General features: G+C 45.5%; 8 protein-coding genes. All 8 read left to right on the top strand.

Annotated features, from left to right (window positions below; genetic code table 11):
• Positions 1 to 55 precede the first annotated feature (55 nt).
• The 8 genes from H8B06_RS03300 to H8B06_RS03335 all read left to right on the top strand — a co-directional run bounded on the left by H8B06_RS03300 (position 56) and on the right by H8B06_RS03335 (position 15,956).
• Positions 56 to 1,264 (top strand): ATP-binding protein, encoded by a 1,209-nt coding sequence (locus H8B06_RS03300; RefSeq protein WP_190992871.1) that lies wholly within the window; start codon positions 56 to 58, stop codon positions 1,262 to 1,264.
• A gap of 226 nt (positions 1,265 to 1,490) precedes the next feature.
• The gene (locus H8B06_RS03305) at positions 1,491 to 2,414 is read left to right on the top strand and encodes a DUF5106 domain-containing protein (protein WP_190992873.1); all 924 of its coding nucleotides are present in this window, start codon (positions 1,491 to 1,493) and stop codon (positions 2,412 to 2,414) included.
• A gap of 15 nt (positions 2,415 to 2,429) precedes the next feature.
• On the top strand, positions 2,430 to 6,332 hold the full coding sequence (locus tag H8B06_RS03310; RefSeq protein ID WP_190992874.1) for a helix-turn-helix domain-containing protein: 3,903 nt from the start codon (positions 2,430 to 2,432) through the stop codon (positions 6,330 to 6,332).
• 162 nt (positions 6,333 to 6,494) lie between these two features.
• The gene (locus H8B06_RS03315) at positions 6,495 to 9,065 is read left to right on the top strand and encodes a hypothetical protein (protein ID WP_190992876.1); all 2,571 of its coding nucleotides are present in this window, start codon (positions 6,495 to 6,497) and stop codon (positions 9,063 to 9,065) included.
• 195 nt (positions 9,066 to 9,260) lie between these two features.
• Positions 9,261 to 12,245, top strand: a complete 2,985-nt coding sequence (locus tag H8B06_RS03320) for a SusC/RagA family TonB-linked outer membrane protein (RefSeq protein ID WP_223857450.1) — start codon at positions 9,261 to 9,263, stop codon at positions 12,243 to 12,245.
• A complete protein-coding gene (locus H8B06_RS03325) occupies positions 12,245 to 13,816 on the top strand; it encodes a RagB/SusD family nutrient uptake outer membrane protein (RefSeq protein WP_223857451.1) in 1,572 nt (523 codons plus the stop codon). Before H8B06_RS03320 ends, H8B06_RS03325 begins: the two co-directional genes overlap by 1 nt.
• Before the next feature lie 22 nt (positions 13,817 to 13,838).
• On the top strand, positions 13,839 to 14,909 hold the full coding sequence (locus H8B06_RS03330; RefSeq protein WP_190992878.1) for a DUF5111 domain-containing protein: 1,071 nt from the start codon (positions 13,839 to 13,841) through the stop codon (positions 14,907 to 14,909).
• Between the two features lie 12 nt (positions 14,910 to 14,921).
• Positions 14,922 to 15,956: a glycoside hydrolase family 53 protein gene (locus H8B06_RS03335; protein WP_190992879.1), complete on the top strand. Its 1,035-nt coding sequence runs from the start codon at positions 14,922 to 14,924 to the stop codon at positions 15,954 to 15,956.
• Positions 15,957 to 15,968: the final 12 nt, after the last annotated feature.

Genomic DNA, 15,968 nt, shown 5'->3' on the forward strand with positions numbered 1-15,968 from the left:
TAGTTATGATTATAACTTTTTGTATTTTTAATGAAATTTTAAAGTATAATCGTATATGGTGTCGCCTCATAGTATTCCTCGTCCTATATATCTCGACCGTGTAGCGCCCTTTATTGGAAAAAATCTCATTAAAGTTTTTATTGGCCAGCGCCGAGTTGGAAAAAGCTATTTATTATTTCAACTGATCGAACAAATTACCAGACAGGATGCCGACGCTAAAATTATCTATATCAATAAGGAAGATTTAAGATTTGCAGGTATTAAAAATGCCGACGACTTAAATAATTACGTTTTACAAAATAAATCACACCAGCATAAGACTTATGTGTTTATTGATGAGATCCAAGATATCGAAAACTTCGAAGCAGCACTTCGATCATTATTGTTGGATGAAGCTTTAGACTTATATTGCACAGGAAGCAATGCTAATTTGCTCTCCGGCGATGTTGCGGGGCAGTTGAGCGGCAGATCGATAGAAATCAATGTATATAGTTTGTCATACGAGGAGTTTTTGGTATTTCACCAGTTGGAAGATAATAACGAATCATTGGATAAGTACCTCAAATACGGGGGATTACCTTATTTGAAGCACTTGCCGTTGGAAGACGATGTTATTTTCGAATATCTCAAAAATATTTACTCTACTATTGTGTTTCGAGACGTAATTAATCGTTATGCTGTTCGAAATACAGTGTTTTTGGAACAGTTGGTCTTCTTTCTCGCTTCGAATATTGGAAGTATCTTTTCGGCAAAAAAAATTAGTGATTTTCTTAAATCACAAAAAGTAAATATTGCGGCTAATCAGGTGCAATTGTATATACAGCATCTCACCAATGCATTTCTGATTCACCAGGTAAAGCGATATGATATAGAAGGAAAGCGACTTTTTGAAATTGGAGAGAAATACTATTTCGAAAACTTAGGGATTCGAAATGCACTGTGGGGCTACAGGCCGGAGGATAGAGGCAAGATCTTGGAAAATGCAGTATATAACTACCTGTTGATAAGAGGCTATACAGTTGAAGTAGGTGTTTTGGGTAATAACGAGATTGATTTTATCGCAGAAAAAAAAGGGGAGAAAATGTATATCCAGGTTGCGCTGTCGCTTTATGAGGAGAAAACGATCGAAAGAGAATTTGGTAACTTGCAAAAAATTAAGGATAACTATCCTAAAATAGTCGTTACAATGGATGCCTTCTCAGGAAACTCCATAGAAGGAATTGTTGCCATGGATTTAAGAAGCTTTTTGACACATAGTTGGTAACCCTTGGCATGTGTATCATCGCGGAAAGTATGATGGCTGAAAACCCGTATACGGGCGATTATCGTTTTAGGATCGAAATGGAATAGAAATCGGGGACGCAAAGATAAAACGTCCCCGATTTGTTTTGTTACAACACGACAGTGCTGGTAACGGGAAGGTGGAATTGCGAAAAAATTGCGTAATTGCAAATAAATCACTATCTTAATAACCGAAATTTTGCTAAATTATGAATTCAATTTCGCTACATAGGGGTGGCTTTTACTGGGCAATGGTCCTCCTGCTGATGGAGATTTCGTGTAGCAACTCGAGACAGGGTAGTATGTTGCAGGGGGACACGACAGATAACGAGATCATGAACTCACTCCCTGCTAGGCGCTTGCTTACCTATTGGAATGACTTTAATTTTGACGGAAGGGTGCTGGTGGTAAATTCGAACCATGCAGAGCAGAAATTAGTAGATTTTATAATACTGTTCCCCACGGTACCCGATACCGTCGTGCGTGTGGCTATACATAATATGCTAAAGAAGGCCGCTGCGGAACCTAAAACCTTCACTTATTTTTTGGATAGATATAGCCACTATCTATACAGCCCCAATTCGCCGATGCGAAATGAAGGGTATTACGAGCTGGTATTGATCTATCTTGCAGGGGATGAAACCCTATCAGACGAGCAGCGAAGCCACTACACGACGCTGTTGGAACACGTTCGTAAGAATCAGGTCAGAACGGTCGCAGCAGATTTCGAGTTTTTAGCTAAAGATGGGAAATACCGGCGTATGCATGCTGGCACCAAACGGTATAAAATGCTGGTATTTTACGATCCGACATGCACCCACTGTGCAGCTGTGATGCAGGATCTGGCACAAACTCCCGTTGTAATTAATTGCATTGAAAATGGTTTTTTAGATGTTGTATCGGTAAGTTTGCACCCAGATAGGGGGAGCTGGATGGGATATCAAAAACGAATACCCGATAGCTGGATCAATGGCTGGGATGAACAGGGGCAGGTTATAAACAATGGGCTGTATAATATACGGGCTTATCCCTCGATCTTTTTATTGGACGAGAAAAATAGGGTGCTGTTAAAAGACGCACCGCTCGACATCACTTTACGTTATTTAGTGAATCTGGCGAATGAGGGAAATTGATACGAATGGGAACAAATGCATAATTATATACTTTTCTTGACGTGTTGGCTGGTTAGTATCTCTACTACGCCGGCGTTAGCGGTTGAGTTCCATTATTTTCGCAACGTACCGTTGGATGCAAAAGCCAGTACGGTACATGCTTTTGCACAAGATAGTCTGGGTTTGTTATGGCTAGGAAGCAATAATGGGTTGTATCATTATGATGGCTATACGTTGCATGCGGCACCGGGCGGAAAATCTGAATACCAAACGTATATTTATAGCATTGTCGTGTTGGATGATAGCCGATTGGCATTAGGTACCGAACGGGGTGTTGGCCTATACAATTATAAAAAAGATTGTTATGAAGACCTGCCTATGGTTGATGTTTCGGACGTCAGGGCCTTATTGCTGGTTGGCGATACCTTATGGATAGGATCTTTGAAAGGCCTGTATACGTATGATATCAAACAAAAAACTTTTTCCAGCTTTACGGAAAAGTTGAAATCGGAATTGACAAGTCAAATTTATGCCCTAGCCCAACAGGGGGACAAAATTCTTGTTGGAACCTATAACGGACTTTTTGAAGTAACGCCGAAGACAGCTGCTGTTCGGCAACTCGTGCTTCCGGAATACCGGAAAGGGGCGAATCAATTTATTAACGCTATCTTGGTTTTTGATCAAGAACATATCTATATCGGCACGGAATATGGGTTGTACATTTATGCGGATGACAACGTAAAACTGCTCAAAACGCCGCATTTACAAAAACTCCCCGTGAAGTCCATGACGAAGCGTGATGCGGAAACGCTACTGATTGGTACCGATGACGGCCTCTTCGTTTACGGTCCGCAACAACAGAAATTGCAACGCATAAAGCACGACGCGCGAAACCCGTTTTCCCTGGCAAACAATATTATATGGAGTGTTTTTACCAGTCGGACAGGCGATGTATGGGTCGGGACGGACTTAGGCTTTTCAGGATGGACGGAAAGATGGCGGGAAAGAAAATTTCCGATCTACCAGTTTACGCGTAGCAGCAATGGCAATAAATTTTATCAGATCTGGCGGGATCGGTCAGGGTGGTACTGGCTTGGCGGTGATAATGGATTGATACGGACGCCGACTTTCGACGAAAGTGAAACCGAATCCTATTGGTATCGTATGGATGCCGCAAAATATGCGTTACCCCACAATCGGGTACGGGATATCTATGAGGATCGGGAGGGTATGCTATGGGTAGCATCAGACGGTGGAGTGAGCTTGTTCTATCCACAGACAAAATCATTTAAAAGTTTTATGATTGTGGACCGTAGTGGGCAGAAAAATGCGAAATGGGCCTATGACCTCGAGGAGGATAGAAAAGGAAACCTGTGGGTGGCAACCTATATGGGAGGGGTTTTCGTCGTTCCGAAAGAAAGTTTAAAAAAGGCAACCAATGGGTATGTTATCGGCGAAAGTTATGATCAGTCACGCGGACTGTTAGCTAATTTTGCGAATCAGGTTTTGCTGGATCATCAAGATCGGATGTGGGTACTCTTCTACAACAGAGGTATAAATGTCATTGATGTACATACCAGGCAAATAGCGGAGATTAAGGGTGTAGATGGCAAGGCGATATCGGATGCGGTATTTATGCTGATCGATGCGGAAGGAACGGTTTGGGTAGGGGAACATGGCAGGCTGCTGCGTATAGCTAAGGATGGGAACAAAGAATCGATTGCGTTTGATCCGCATGGAAAGGGAGAAGTGACTGCGATGGAAGATGTAGGAGACCACCTTTGGATAGCCAATAATGTAGGCGTTTGGAAGATACATAAGAAAACCTTCCACAGCGTATTAGTACGCTATGGAGGCGGTGTCACAACCCTATTTTACCGGACAGATACGAAGGATGTTTTGCTGGGCGGGATCAACGAAGTGGTGGTACTGCCGGCTATGGGACCTACCGAGCAACCAAGGTCTGCATCGACTATCGTACTTACCGCAATGTATATCAACAATGAGCGTTTTGGGGCTAGTGGGTATGGCTTGCGCTACCGCCATGAGATTGTGCTAGAACATCAGCAGAATAACCTTCGACTGGAGTTTTCCGACCTGGATTATGGAAATCAGCTGGGGCATCGCTTGGCGTATGCATTTAAGGCACCGAATGAAACCTGGATACCGCTGGAGCAGGATGACAACAGGATACAGCTTAGCAACCTGCAATCGGGTGATTATACCTTGCAGGTAGCGAAGATCGATATGTTGGGACAGGTTATTTCTGAAATTTCGCTTTACGAGATTAAGGTTAACTATCCCTGGTATGCAACGGTTTGGGCAAAGGTGATTTATGCGTTAGCGATGCTGGGACTCCTCCTGTGGATATTAAACTTTTTTCGGGTGCGAAACAAGCTGAAATGGGAACGGAGGGAGCGAAAGAAAGTCATGGAGCTTTCTCGGATGAAGATGGATTTCCTAACGGCGGTATCGCACGATCTCAAAAATCCATTAAGCCTGATCTTGGCACCTGTCAGTCAACTGATGCTGAAAACCAAAAACCCAGATAATAAAAAGTTATTGGACGGCGTGCATCGGAATGCGATGAAAATTAATAATCTGATTCAGGAGGTGATGACGTTTGAAAAGATAGATGATCGTTCAGACGTGGGCGAATTGATTACCTCGCAGCTGGATATAACGGCTTTTGTAGAACGTTGTTTAAACGAATGGAAGCAGCTGGACTTGTATAAGCATATGGAATGGCGATTGGTGTCGGATATCCCCAGCTTCCTTATCCAAACGGATGCAGCTAAGCTAGAATCTATGTTGAACAACTTGCTTTCTAATGCTTGTAAATATAGTAAGTCGGAGGGAGCCATAGTGGAACTGTATCTGGGACGTAGTGAAAAGGGTATTGTCTTTACTATTCGGGACAATGGAATCGGTATAAAGAAAAAGGATTTACCTTATGTATTTAGTAAATTCTACCGGGCAACGGCAGACGAGGTGCAAGCCATTGATGGAACGGGAGTAGGTCTTTATCTAGTTCGCAATTATGCGGGACAACTGGGCTGGACGGTGGAACTCGATTCGCAGTGGATGGAAGGAACCACCGTGACTATGGAGATACCGGTAAGTAGCGCCTACGTGATGCCAAGTGATGAAGAAGTCGAAAAGGAGAGAAAAAAGCTGCTGATCGTAGAGGATAATGAAGAGTTGTCATCTTTTTTACGGTTGGCTTTTGAAAATATATATGATTGCCGAACCGTGGTAGATGGGCGGGCAGCAATTGATTTAATAGATCATTCTTTTAAACCTGATATGATCGTGTCCGATGCCATTATGCCCAGAATGGACGGCCTGGAAATGGTACGGCAATTGCGTAAGCGGACCGACACCGCTATTATTCCGGTCATTCTATTGACGGCTGTGCGTGACGAACAGCTTCAACGTGCGGGGATTGCGGCGGGCGTAGATGCCTTCGTCCAGAAACCATTTGATTTGGAGTTGTTGAAGTTACAGATGCAGCAACTGCTCTTGAAAAAGACGACATTACAAACCAAGCTGCGTATAGATGAACTGTGTGAACCTCGCGAACAACAGATTGCTGTATCACCCGACGAGCAATTGTTGAATAAAATAACACGGGTTATCGAAGATGCGATGGACGATTCCGATTTTTCGGTGCAAAGGCTAGCTGATGAGGCAGGTGTAAGTGCGAAGCAGCTGTATCGAAAAATAAAACAATTGACAGGACATACGCCGGTAACCTATATCCGGACAGTAAGGATGAAAAAGGCGGCATTACTGTTGCGCCAACGGAAGTTCACCGTCGCTGAGGTGATGTATATGGTTGGGTATGCGAATGCATCTTATTTCTCCAAATGCTTTCAGGAAGAATTTGGAACAACACCTAAAAATTATATGGACCAACTAAATGGGAATCCTTCTTAATTAACTTATTAACAGGTTTTTATTTCTTTATTTGAGCTTTCGGACAGTCGGAATGTCCGATTTGTGTTAGGCTTTGTCCGAAACGTGGTCGCTTTAATTGGTAATGCTTGTTAGGTTTGTGTTATTATTTCGCTAACATAAAATTATAAAACAAATATGATCATGCGTAAATGTGTTCTAGGTTTCTTTGCCTGTTTTTTCTTCTTGGCTGTTTTTGCACAAGCTGATAAAAATGTACCTACTATCTATGTGGATAAACAGGGGGTGATGCGGTGGTCGGATACGAAGCAGGAAGCTTCTTTTTTTGGTGTAAATTATACGACGCCTTTTGCACATGCTTACCGGACGTTACAATATAAAGGGGTAGACCGCAAAGAAGCGATTGATCGCGACGTTTATCATCTTGTACGATTAGGTTTCAATGCTTATCGTATCCATATCTGGGATGTGGAAATTGCAGATGGGGAAGGTAATTTGCTGGAAAACGAACACCTGGAATTATTAGATTATCTCTTGTTCAGGTTGCAGGAAAACGGTATCCGGATACTGATAACCGCCATGACGAACTTCGGGAATGGCTATCCCGAACGTAATGTACAGACGGGCGGGTTCTCGTATTTATACGACAAGTGTCAGATACATACGAACCCGCAAGCTATAGCTGCTCAAAAGCGGTATATCACCGGACTCCTGCGCCATGTAAACCCCTATACGGGGTTTGCCTATCAGGATAATCCCTATGTGGTGGGCTTTGAAATTAATAACGAACCTTGCCATACCGGCGAGGTGGGTACTACGGAGCACTATATCCGTGAAATGCTGGCTGCGATGAAGAAAGCGGGGAATAAGAAACCGGTTTTTTACAATGTGAGCCATAACATGGAACATGTATCGGCCTACTTTAAATCGGATGTGCAGGGAACAACGTACCAATGGTATCCTATCGGATTGGTCGCGGGGAAGGAGCGAAAAGGTAATTTTCTTCCCTATGTGGCTCGTTATGATATTCCGTTTGCAAATGAAAAAGGCTTTACCAATAAAGTCAAAGCGGTGTATGAGTATGATCCCGCGGATATCGTATATAGTTATATACATCCTGCAATGAGCCGCACATTCCGCGCGAACGGTTTCCAGTGGATAACGCAATTTGCGTACGATCCGCTGGATATGGCAGCATACAATACCGAATACCAAACCCACTATCTGAACCTAGCCTATACGCCAGCGAAAGCGATCAGTATGATGATCGCGGCTGAAACAGCCTATAGAATCCCGCGAAATCAGTCTTTCCCAGCTTATCCGCAAGATACGCTGTATGGGGATTTTATGGTGAGCTATCAACAGGATCTCGCGGTAATGAATGTGGATACCGCTTTTTATTATACCAATAATACGGATGTACGGCCGAAAAGCGCGCAAGCATTACGAAAAATAGCCGGACATGGAAGCTCGCCGGTAGTGGCTTATAGTGGCTCGGGCACCTATTTTTTGGATAAATTGCAGGATGGGGTGTGGCGTCTGGAGGTGATGCCTGATGCGGAGATGGTGAACGATCCCTTTGCAAAGCCGTCTTTATCCAGGGAGGTGGTACAGATTCTTTGGTCGGAAAATAACTTGGAAATTCGCTTGCCCGATCTAGGAGAGGATTTTTCCTGGAAGCAATTAGCACCCGAAACTTCGTTACGCGGACAGGCGGACCGAACAGTGATGACGGTGAAACCTGGGGTCTATATACTTGGTCGGAAAGACCAACCGGCGTGGGAAGAATGGAACAGCTCGACGGTATGGAACCGTTATCCATTAGGGCATTTTGTGGCGCCGGCGGCGTCCGTACAACAGTCGCCCACGGTCGTACATACCCCTGCTGGTTATCACGAACGTGGTCAGGATCTCGTTATTTCCCTCCAGGTCGTATCGGCTGTGGCACCTGACTCGGTGATTGTTCAAACGGATGAAATATCATTTTGGCGAGATGACAATACGTATATAAAGCTGGAAAATAAAGAAGGATATCGGTATGTCGGCCGTTTTCCCCAATCTATGCTTCGCGGGGATAGGGTCCGTTATACGGCGACGGTATATGTGGAGGGCAAAAAATACACCTTTCCGCAGGGAACATCGGGGGCACCATTGGATTGGGACACGGCTATAGACACGTATTGGACGACAGCGATTGTTGACCGCATGACGCCTATTGTGCTTGCAGAATCGTTGTCGGCGCAGCCCGGATGGGAAACCTATGCTATTCCCGAAACAGCCTATAGCCAGGTACGGAAAACACAAAGAGATCCGATGACGGTACCGATGTGGTCCTATACGTTTACCAGGCACGATAGCGAGACGAAATTTTTCTGGTTGAAAGATATCAAACAGGTAGTTGCGGAGCGGAAGTACAAGATCGATGAGGTGAAAAATCTGATGATAGCGGTGGGGAATCAATCGTTTGGCGGAAAGATACAAATAGGATTCGTATCCAACATGGGGTATACGTATTCGGCAACGGTAGCGCTGGAGAAGGATGCGCAACAGACACTTCGTGTTCCTTTGGAGGAATTAACACTGGTGCCGACGGCCTTGTTACCAGCGCCCTATCCCACCTTTTTAGAACGTTATTTTGTGCCGGTGACACCGATATCGTTCGCTATCCAGGATAGCGAGAAATTGATCATTTCGACGGACGGCGCCGTAGATCAACACGCTGTCATCACCATCGGAGCGGTATGGATGGAATAGTATAAATCTAAATATATAATACACAGTAACAGGAGATATCCACGATTGCATAACCACAAACTGGAATGAAATAACCGAGCTTGTGAGTTCATCGAAGATAATCTGGATATTCCATATGGACATTAAAAGACAAACCGAGTGTAACGAGCTCATTTATATAAATGAATACTTACACTTATAAATAATTATAAACATATGAAATCTTTTACGATAAAAATTGGTGTTGCCTGTTTGTCGTTGGTTTGCGGTACCGGAGGTATGATGCTTTCCGGATCGGTATATGCCGGCACACAGGAGAAGACGGTGTTCCGATTCCAACAACTTGTTCAGGGCGTGGTCCGGAATCAGGACGGGATACCCTTGCAGGGAGTCTCCGTGCGGGTAGTCGGTACAAATGTGGGCACATTGACCGCAGAAGATGGGACGTACCGCATATCGCTGCCTGCAGGATCTAAACAACTCGCGTTTACTTTCCTTGGACATGAGGAGCAAACGCTGACGGCGGCGGGTAACGTACTAGACGTTTTCCTGAAGGAAGGAGGAAATGTACTCGAAGAACTCGTGGTGGTGGGATATGGTAGTATGACCAAGAAAGATTTAACGGGTTCGGTGAGTACCGTGAACAGCAAAGATTTTAATGGGGGACTGGTGGGATCGCCCGAACAGCTGATCAACGGAAAATCGGCTGGTGTGCAGGTGATGTCGAACAGCGGTTCGCCAAGTGCCGGAAGTACGATCCGTATACGTGGAGGAGCTTCTTTGAGTGCAAGTAATGATCCGCTTATTGTACTGGATGGTGTACCCTTAGAGGCCGGAGGTATCAGTGGTAACAGTGGTAATTTTCTGAGCCTCATTAACCCCAACGATATCGAAAGTATGACGATTTTGAAAGATGCTTCGGCAACGGCTATCTATGGATCACGGGCATCGAACGGCGTGTTGTTGATTACGACAAAAAAAGGGAAAGGTGATCAACTGCGCTTTTCGGTATCCTCCGTGTTCTCTGCTCAACAACCTTGGGGTGTAGCGGATATGCTGGGTACGGACGAGTTTCGGGCATTGATCGATTCGAAAGGTAACGATAAACAAAAAGGACTTGTTGGTGAGGCTGATACGGATTGGCTTCAAGAGGTCTTTCAGACGGCGTGGGGAACAGATGATAACCTAAGTGCCACGGGTAAGATTGCCGGACGTGTACCCTTTAGAGCATCGGCAGGTTACTATAATCAACAGGGAACCTTGCTGACGGATAGAGCGGAACGGGTCACCGGATCGCTTGTATTGAACCCTTCGTTTTTGGAGGATCATCTTCAAGTGACCGCAAATCTGAAAGGATCCCGCAATAATAACCGATTTGCGAATACGGACGCGATCTGGACAGCGATGGCTTTTAATCCTACACAGCCCATTTATTCAGGGGACGATGCCTATGGGGGATATTATGAAAGTCTAGACAATGCAGGCCTTCCGGCGACCGGGGCAAACCTCAACCCACTCGGCCTGTTGCATCAGGAGAAACACCGGAGCCACGTGAACCGTTTAATTGGTAATCTCGATATGGATTATAAATTTCATTTTTTACCGGAATTGAAAGCGCATGTGACCCTTGGCTACGATTATGCGAAAGGGGAAGGATATAATCATATACCGGCAACAGCCGCGAATAGTTTTTTAATTGGTGGAGCCTATGATACATACGAGGAGACATTAAAAAACCGGCTGTTTACCGGCTATCTCCATTACCAAAAGGAACTTCCGGATTTAAAGAGCAATCTGGAACTGACGGTAGGGCATGACTATCAGTATTGGAGTGCTACCCGTCCGCCAATTACCTATTACAATGATCGGGAGGAGGTACGTTCGACGGCTATAGCGCGAGATCAACGGCATACGTTGATGTCGATTTATGGGAGGCTGAATTACAGTTATGATAGCCGTTATTTATTGACCGCGACCGTAAGGCGTGATGGAACCTCTCGCTTCAGTCCGGAAAACCGCTGGGGAACATTTCCTTCATTGGCGCTGGCTTGGCGGCTTTCGGAAGAACAATTCCTAAAGGAAACGTCGTTTCTGGACGATTTAAAACTGCGGGCAAGCTACGGGGTGACGGGCCAACAGGAAGGTATCGGGAATTATGGCTATCTGCCTATTTATAATCAAGGAACGCCTTACGCCCAATATCGTTTTGGGAACCAATACCACTTGGTCTACCGGCCTTCGGTGTATGTGCGGGATTTACGTTGGGAAACGACGAAGGCATTTAATTATGGTCTGGATTTCGCCCTGTTCCAGAACCGTATATCGGGAGCTGTCGATTATTACACGCGTAAAACGCATGATTTATTGGCCAATGTGGCGGTGCCGGCTGGAACTAACTTCGATCAGATGGCAACAACGAATGTGGGCAATATTGAAAGCCGTGGGTTTGAATTCCAATTGAATACGGTGCCGATCGATCGGGAAGATCTGCGTTGGGAGGTGAACTTGAATGCTACCAGTCAACACATGAAGGTGACAAACATCACGATGGTGCCCGACGCTTCATCGGTGGGAACGTATGCCGGACCCGAGGTGAACGAGCGTGGTATACAAATCTTGACACCTGGATATGAACCGTATATGTTCTATGTATACAAGCAAATGTATGATGAGACGGGAAAACCGCTGGAAGGGGTATACGCAGATCTGAATGGAGACGGCGGCATAAACGAAAGTGATCTCTATCGCTATCAGTCGCCAGCAGCAGATTGGCTATTTGGATTCAATACACAGGTGTCATACAAAAAATGGTCGGCCTCCACGACGTTAAGAGCACACGTAGGCAATTATGTGTATAATAATACCAAAATGAACCTGAGTGCGTGGGAAACGCTACAGTATGTGGATCCGGCACTCAACAACTTACATCGGGACTATCTCCGGACTGGTTTTCAGGCCAGACAGTATTTTTCGGATTACTACGTAGAGAATGGTTCGTTTCTGCGTATGGAAAATATTTCGTTGGGTTATCATGTGGGACGTATAGGTCGTATTTCGAATCTACGGCTTGGCGCGATCGTACAAAATGTGTTTGTTATCAGCAAATACACAGGAATAGATCCTGAGGTACCCAACGGTTTTGATAGCTCGTTCTATCCGCGCTCCAGGACGTATTCTTTAAGTATAAACTTAGACTTTTAATGATGAAAACAAACCTAATATTATTGTTGACCGGAATGATGTGTTTCATCGTTCTGCTCACATCCTGTACGAAAGATCTGGATCAGTTTCCTTCCGTGGAGACAACATCTGAACAGGTGTATACGTCGGTAGAAGGCTACCAATCGGTTTTGGCAAAGTTGTACGCTTCTTTCGCTGTGGCGGGAAACGGCCGTGGTGATGATGACCCGGATATGGCGGGTACGACGGCTTCTTGGGGCTATTTGCGGGTATACTTTAACCTACAGGAAATCCCCACAGACGAAATTATATATACCTGGACGGGAGGCGATAATCTCGTGGATATACAGTTTATGAGCTGGGGCGCTTCGGATACATGGGTGAATGCCATGTATTACCGTATTTATTATACCATTGCGATATGTAACGAGTTCTTACGTAATGTGACGGACGAAAAGCTGGCCGCTTTTGCAGAGGCGGATCAAGTGGCTATTCGGGAGTTTGCTGCAGAGGCACGTTTTTTACGTGCGTTGGCTTATAGCCACGCGATGGATTTATACGGGAATGTGCCTTTTGTAACTGAACAGGATGTGGTCGGCGCCTTTTTCCCGCCACGTATAACACGTGCGGAATTATTCCGATACCTAGAAGGTGAACTAAGCGAAATAGCGGAACTCTTGCCGGAAGGGCCTAAACACGCGTATGGACGGGTGAGCCGTGAGGCGGCTTGGGCATTACTCGCAAAGAATTATTTAAATGCGCAGGTGTATACAGGTGAAGCACGTTATAGGGATTGCATCGACTATTGCCAAAAAATAATAGATGCAGGGTATGCGCTGCAGGAAGATTATAAGAAGCTGTTCAATGCCGATAATGATCAGCGGACAGAGGAGATTATATTTGCTATTCAGGCCGATGTTGCCCATACAAGTACTTGGGGAGCAACGACGTACTTGGTGAATGGCCCTATTGTGGGGAACATGAAAGCGGAAGATTATGGTGTGCTGTCAGGGTGGAATAGCTTTCGGACATTACGGGAGTTTGTGGGTATTTTTAATGCTGCCGATACGCGTGGCGACTTCTGGACGGACGGTCAAACCTTGAATATTGATGACCCTTCATCGTCTAGCCAAGGATACAGTATCGTGAAATTTACGAATCTGAAAGACGACGGGACGTTTGTAACAGACGAAGGAATGGTTAGTACGGATTTTCCAATGATCCGTTTGGCGGATGTGTATTTGATGTATGCCGAATCCGTTGTCCGCGGTGGTGGTGGAAACCTGTCGCAGGCATTGGATTTGGTGAATCAGATCCGACACCGGGCATTTGGGAGTGAAGAGGGTAAAATTTCTACGGCACAGTTGACCTTGGATTTTATTTTGGACGAAAGAGGACGGGAATTATTCTGGGAGGCAACCCGCCGAACAGACTTAATCCGATTTGGTCGGTTTACAGGAGGGAGTTACCTGTGGCAGTGGAAAGGAGGCGTAGTCGATGGCCGGGCAACGGATACCAAGTTTAACGTGTATCCTATTCCGGTTACGGATATGGCCGCAAACCCAAATTTGATTCAAAATACGGGATATTAGCATAATGATCAATTAGAAAACCATGAAACGATTATATTACTATGTGGTGGTTGGCTTCGTACTGCTGTTGCTGGCCGCCTGTGAAAAAGAAGGAGGCACGCCTACCATAACGGATGTGGAGCCGGCGACATTGACAGCTTCCAAAACGGAAGTGCTGTTGGAGGCGACGACACCGAAAGCGGTGGCGTTACAACTGATGTGGAACATAAACGAGCTGCAAAGCACCGAAAAAATAGCACTATCGCAAATGAAGACAACCGTGCAATTTTCAACCAACGCATCGTTTGCATCCGTCGGCCGATCGGTCGATGTAGTAAGTGCTTCGCTGAGCTATACCCACCAGCAGCTTAATAGTATGGTACTGGCCTTGGGTTTTGTGCCGTTGGAGCAACAGGCGATATATGCGCGTATAGTCTGCCGGTTGGCACCAAATGTGGAACCGTTGTATAGCAATGTGCTGGAGTTGATGGTGACTGCATTTGAACCGGTGGAGGATGGTGACTACCTCTTTATGGCCAATAGTGATTTCTCTGCATTTCCGTGGAAACTTTCCGCGCGGTTGGAAGATGGCATATATGATGGTTTTGTGCAGGTAGACCAATGGTATAATTTTTACTTAACGGACGAAGCAAGTGCAGATGCGCAAACGATTTACGGGTCTTATCCGGTGGATGGCAATCAATATGTATTGTATGCCGGCGATGATCGTTGGAATTGTTGGACGAATAATGGCGGATATCTTTATCTCAAGACGGATGTCAATGCGATGGTGTGGAGTGAAACGGTTGTTCGAAGTTTATCGGTTACGGGTGACTTCAACGCCTGGAGTCCTTCTGCGAATCCCATGGTGTACGATCAGGAGCAACAAGTTTGGACAGCAACCGTTACGACGACTGCACCGGAACAATGGGGAATGAAAATACTGATCAACGAGAGTTGGAGTTGGTTTTTTGGAGGATCGGAAACAGAAGGGGTATGTAACCTCTATACGACGGATGCAGATGGCTTTACTTATGAACAGGTGGGTACCTATCGGTTAATCCTTGATTTGCGTGACCCAAAGGCGTTCCGCTATAGTGTTGAACCTTTATAATCTATATAAGATATGAAAGTATATATAAAGAAATTATCCTGGTTATGGATGTGTATAGGTATTTTTGGAGTGGGGAGTTGCAAGGACGATAATGCGGCACCGGCGGCACCAGATCAAGATAGCTTTGCGAAAGGCGCGGATATAAGTTGGATAACTGAAATGGAGGCGGCCGGCGTATCGTTCTATAATCAGGCTGGTATGGCAACAGATGGTCTAAAATTGCTGCGGGCGTTAGGTATGAACGCGGTGCGGCTGCGGGTATGGGTAGATCCAACGAATGGCTGGTGCAACAAGGAGGATGTATTGGTAAAAGCATATCGGGCACATCATCTAGGCATGCGTATTATGGTCGACTTCCATTATAGCGATCATTGGGCAGATCCTGGACAACAAAATAAGCCAGCTGCCTGGGAATCTTTATCTTTGAATGAGTTGAAGGCAGCCGTGGCGGAACATACGAAGGAAGTCTTGCAGTTGTTAAAGGATAACGGCGTGACAGCAGAGTGGGTACAGGTCGGTAACGAGACGGGAAACGGCATGTTGTGGGAGGATGGAAAGGCATCCGAAAGTATGGCGAATTATGCGGCATTGAATAATGCGGGGTACGACGCGGTGAAGACTGTTTTTCCAGAAGCGAAAGTCATTGTACACGTGCATAATGGTTATGATAACAGCTTATTTCGTTGGTTGTTCGACGGTTTGAAGTCTAACGGTGGTAAATGGGATGTGATCGGCATGTCACTCTACCCGGATAAGGATAATTGGCAGGAGCGTACACAACAGTGTGTACAGAATATGCAGGATGTGATTGCGCGCTATGAGACGGAGGTGATGATCTGTGAAGTCGGGATGAGCTGGGACGAAGAGAATGCTGCTGCGGCATTTCTGACCGAGTTGATCAATAGGAGTCGGCAGTTTCCGGCTGGTCAGGTACTGGGGGTTTTCTATTGGGAACCGTTGTCGTACGGTGGTTGGAACGGCTATACATTGGGCGCGATGGATGATAGTGGTCGGCCAACGAAAGCGCTGGAAGCGTTTAAATGGTAGCGGTTTTCTTGT

The sequence above is a fragment of the Sphingobacterium micropteri genome (genome assembly GCF_014692515.1).
In the GTDB taxonomy this organism is placed as follows: Bacteria; Bacteroidota; Bacteroidia; order Sphingobacteriales; family Sphingobacteriaceae; genus Sphingobacterium; species Sphingobacterium micropteri.

Coding starts and splice junctions, on each gene's coding strand:
- H8B06_RS03300 (WP_190992871.1), top strand. CDS start 56: ATGGTGTCGCCTCATAGTATTCCTCGTCCTATATATCTCGACCGTGTA.
- H8B06_RS03305 (WP_190992873.1), top strand. CDS start 1,491: ATGAATTCAATTTCGCTACATAGGGGTGGCTTTTACTGGGCAATGGTC.
- H8B06_RS03310 (WP_190992874.1), top strand. CDS start 2,430: ATGCATAATTATATACTTTTCTTGACGTGTTGGCTGGTTAGTATCTCT.
- H8B06_RS03315 (WP_190992876.1), top strand. CDS start 6,495: ATGCGTAAATGTGTTCTAGGTTTCTTTGCCTGTTTTTTCTTCTTGGCT.
- H8B06_RS03320 (WP_223857450.1), top strand. CDS start 9,261: ATGAAATCTTTTACGATAAAAATTGGTGTTGCCTGTTTGTCGTTGGTT.
- H8B06_RS03325 (WP_223857451.1), top strand. CDS start 12,245: ATGATGAAAACAAACCTAATATTATTGTTGACCGGAATGATGTGTTTC.
- H8B06_RS03330 (WP_190992878.1), top strand. CDS start 13,839: ATGAAACGATTATATTACTATGTGGTGGTTGGCTTCGTACTGCTGTTG.
- H8B06_RS03335 (WP_190992879.1), top strand. CDS start 14,922: ATGAAAGTATATATAAAGAAATTATCCTGGTTATGGATGTGTATAGGT.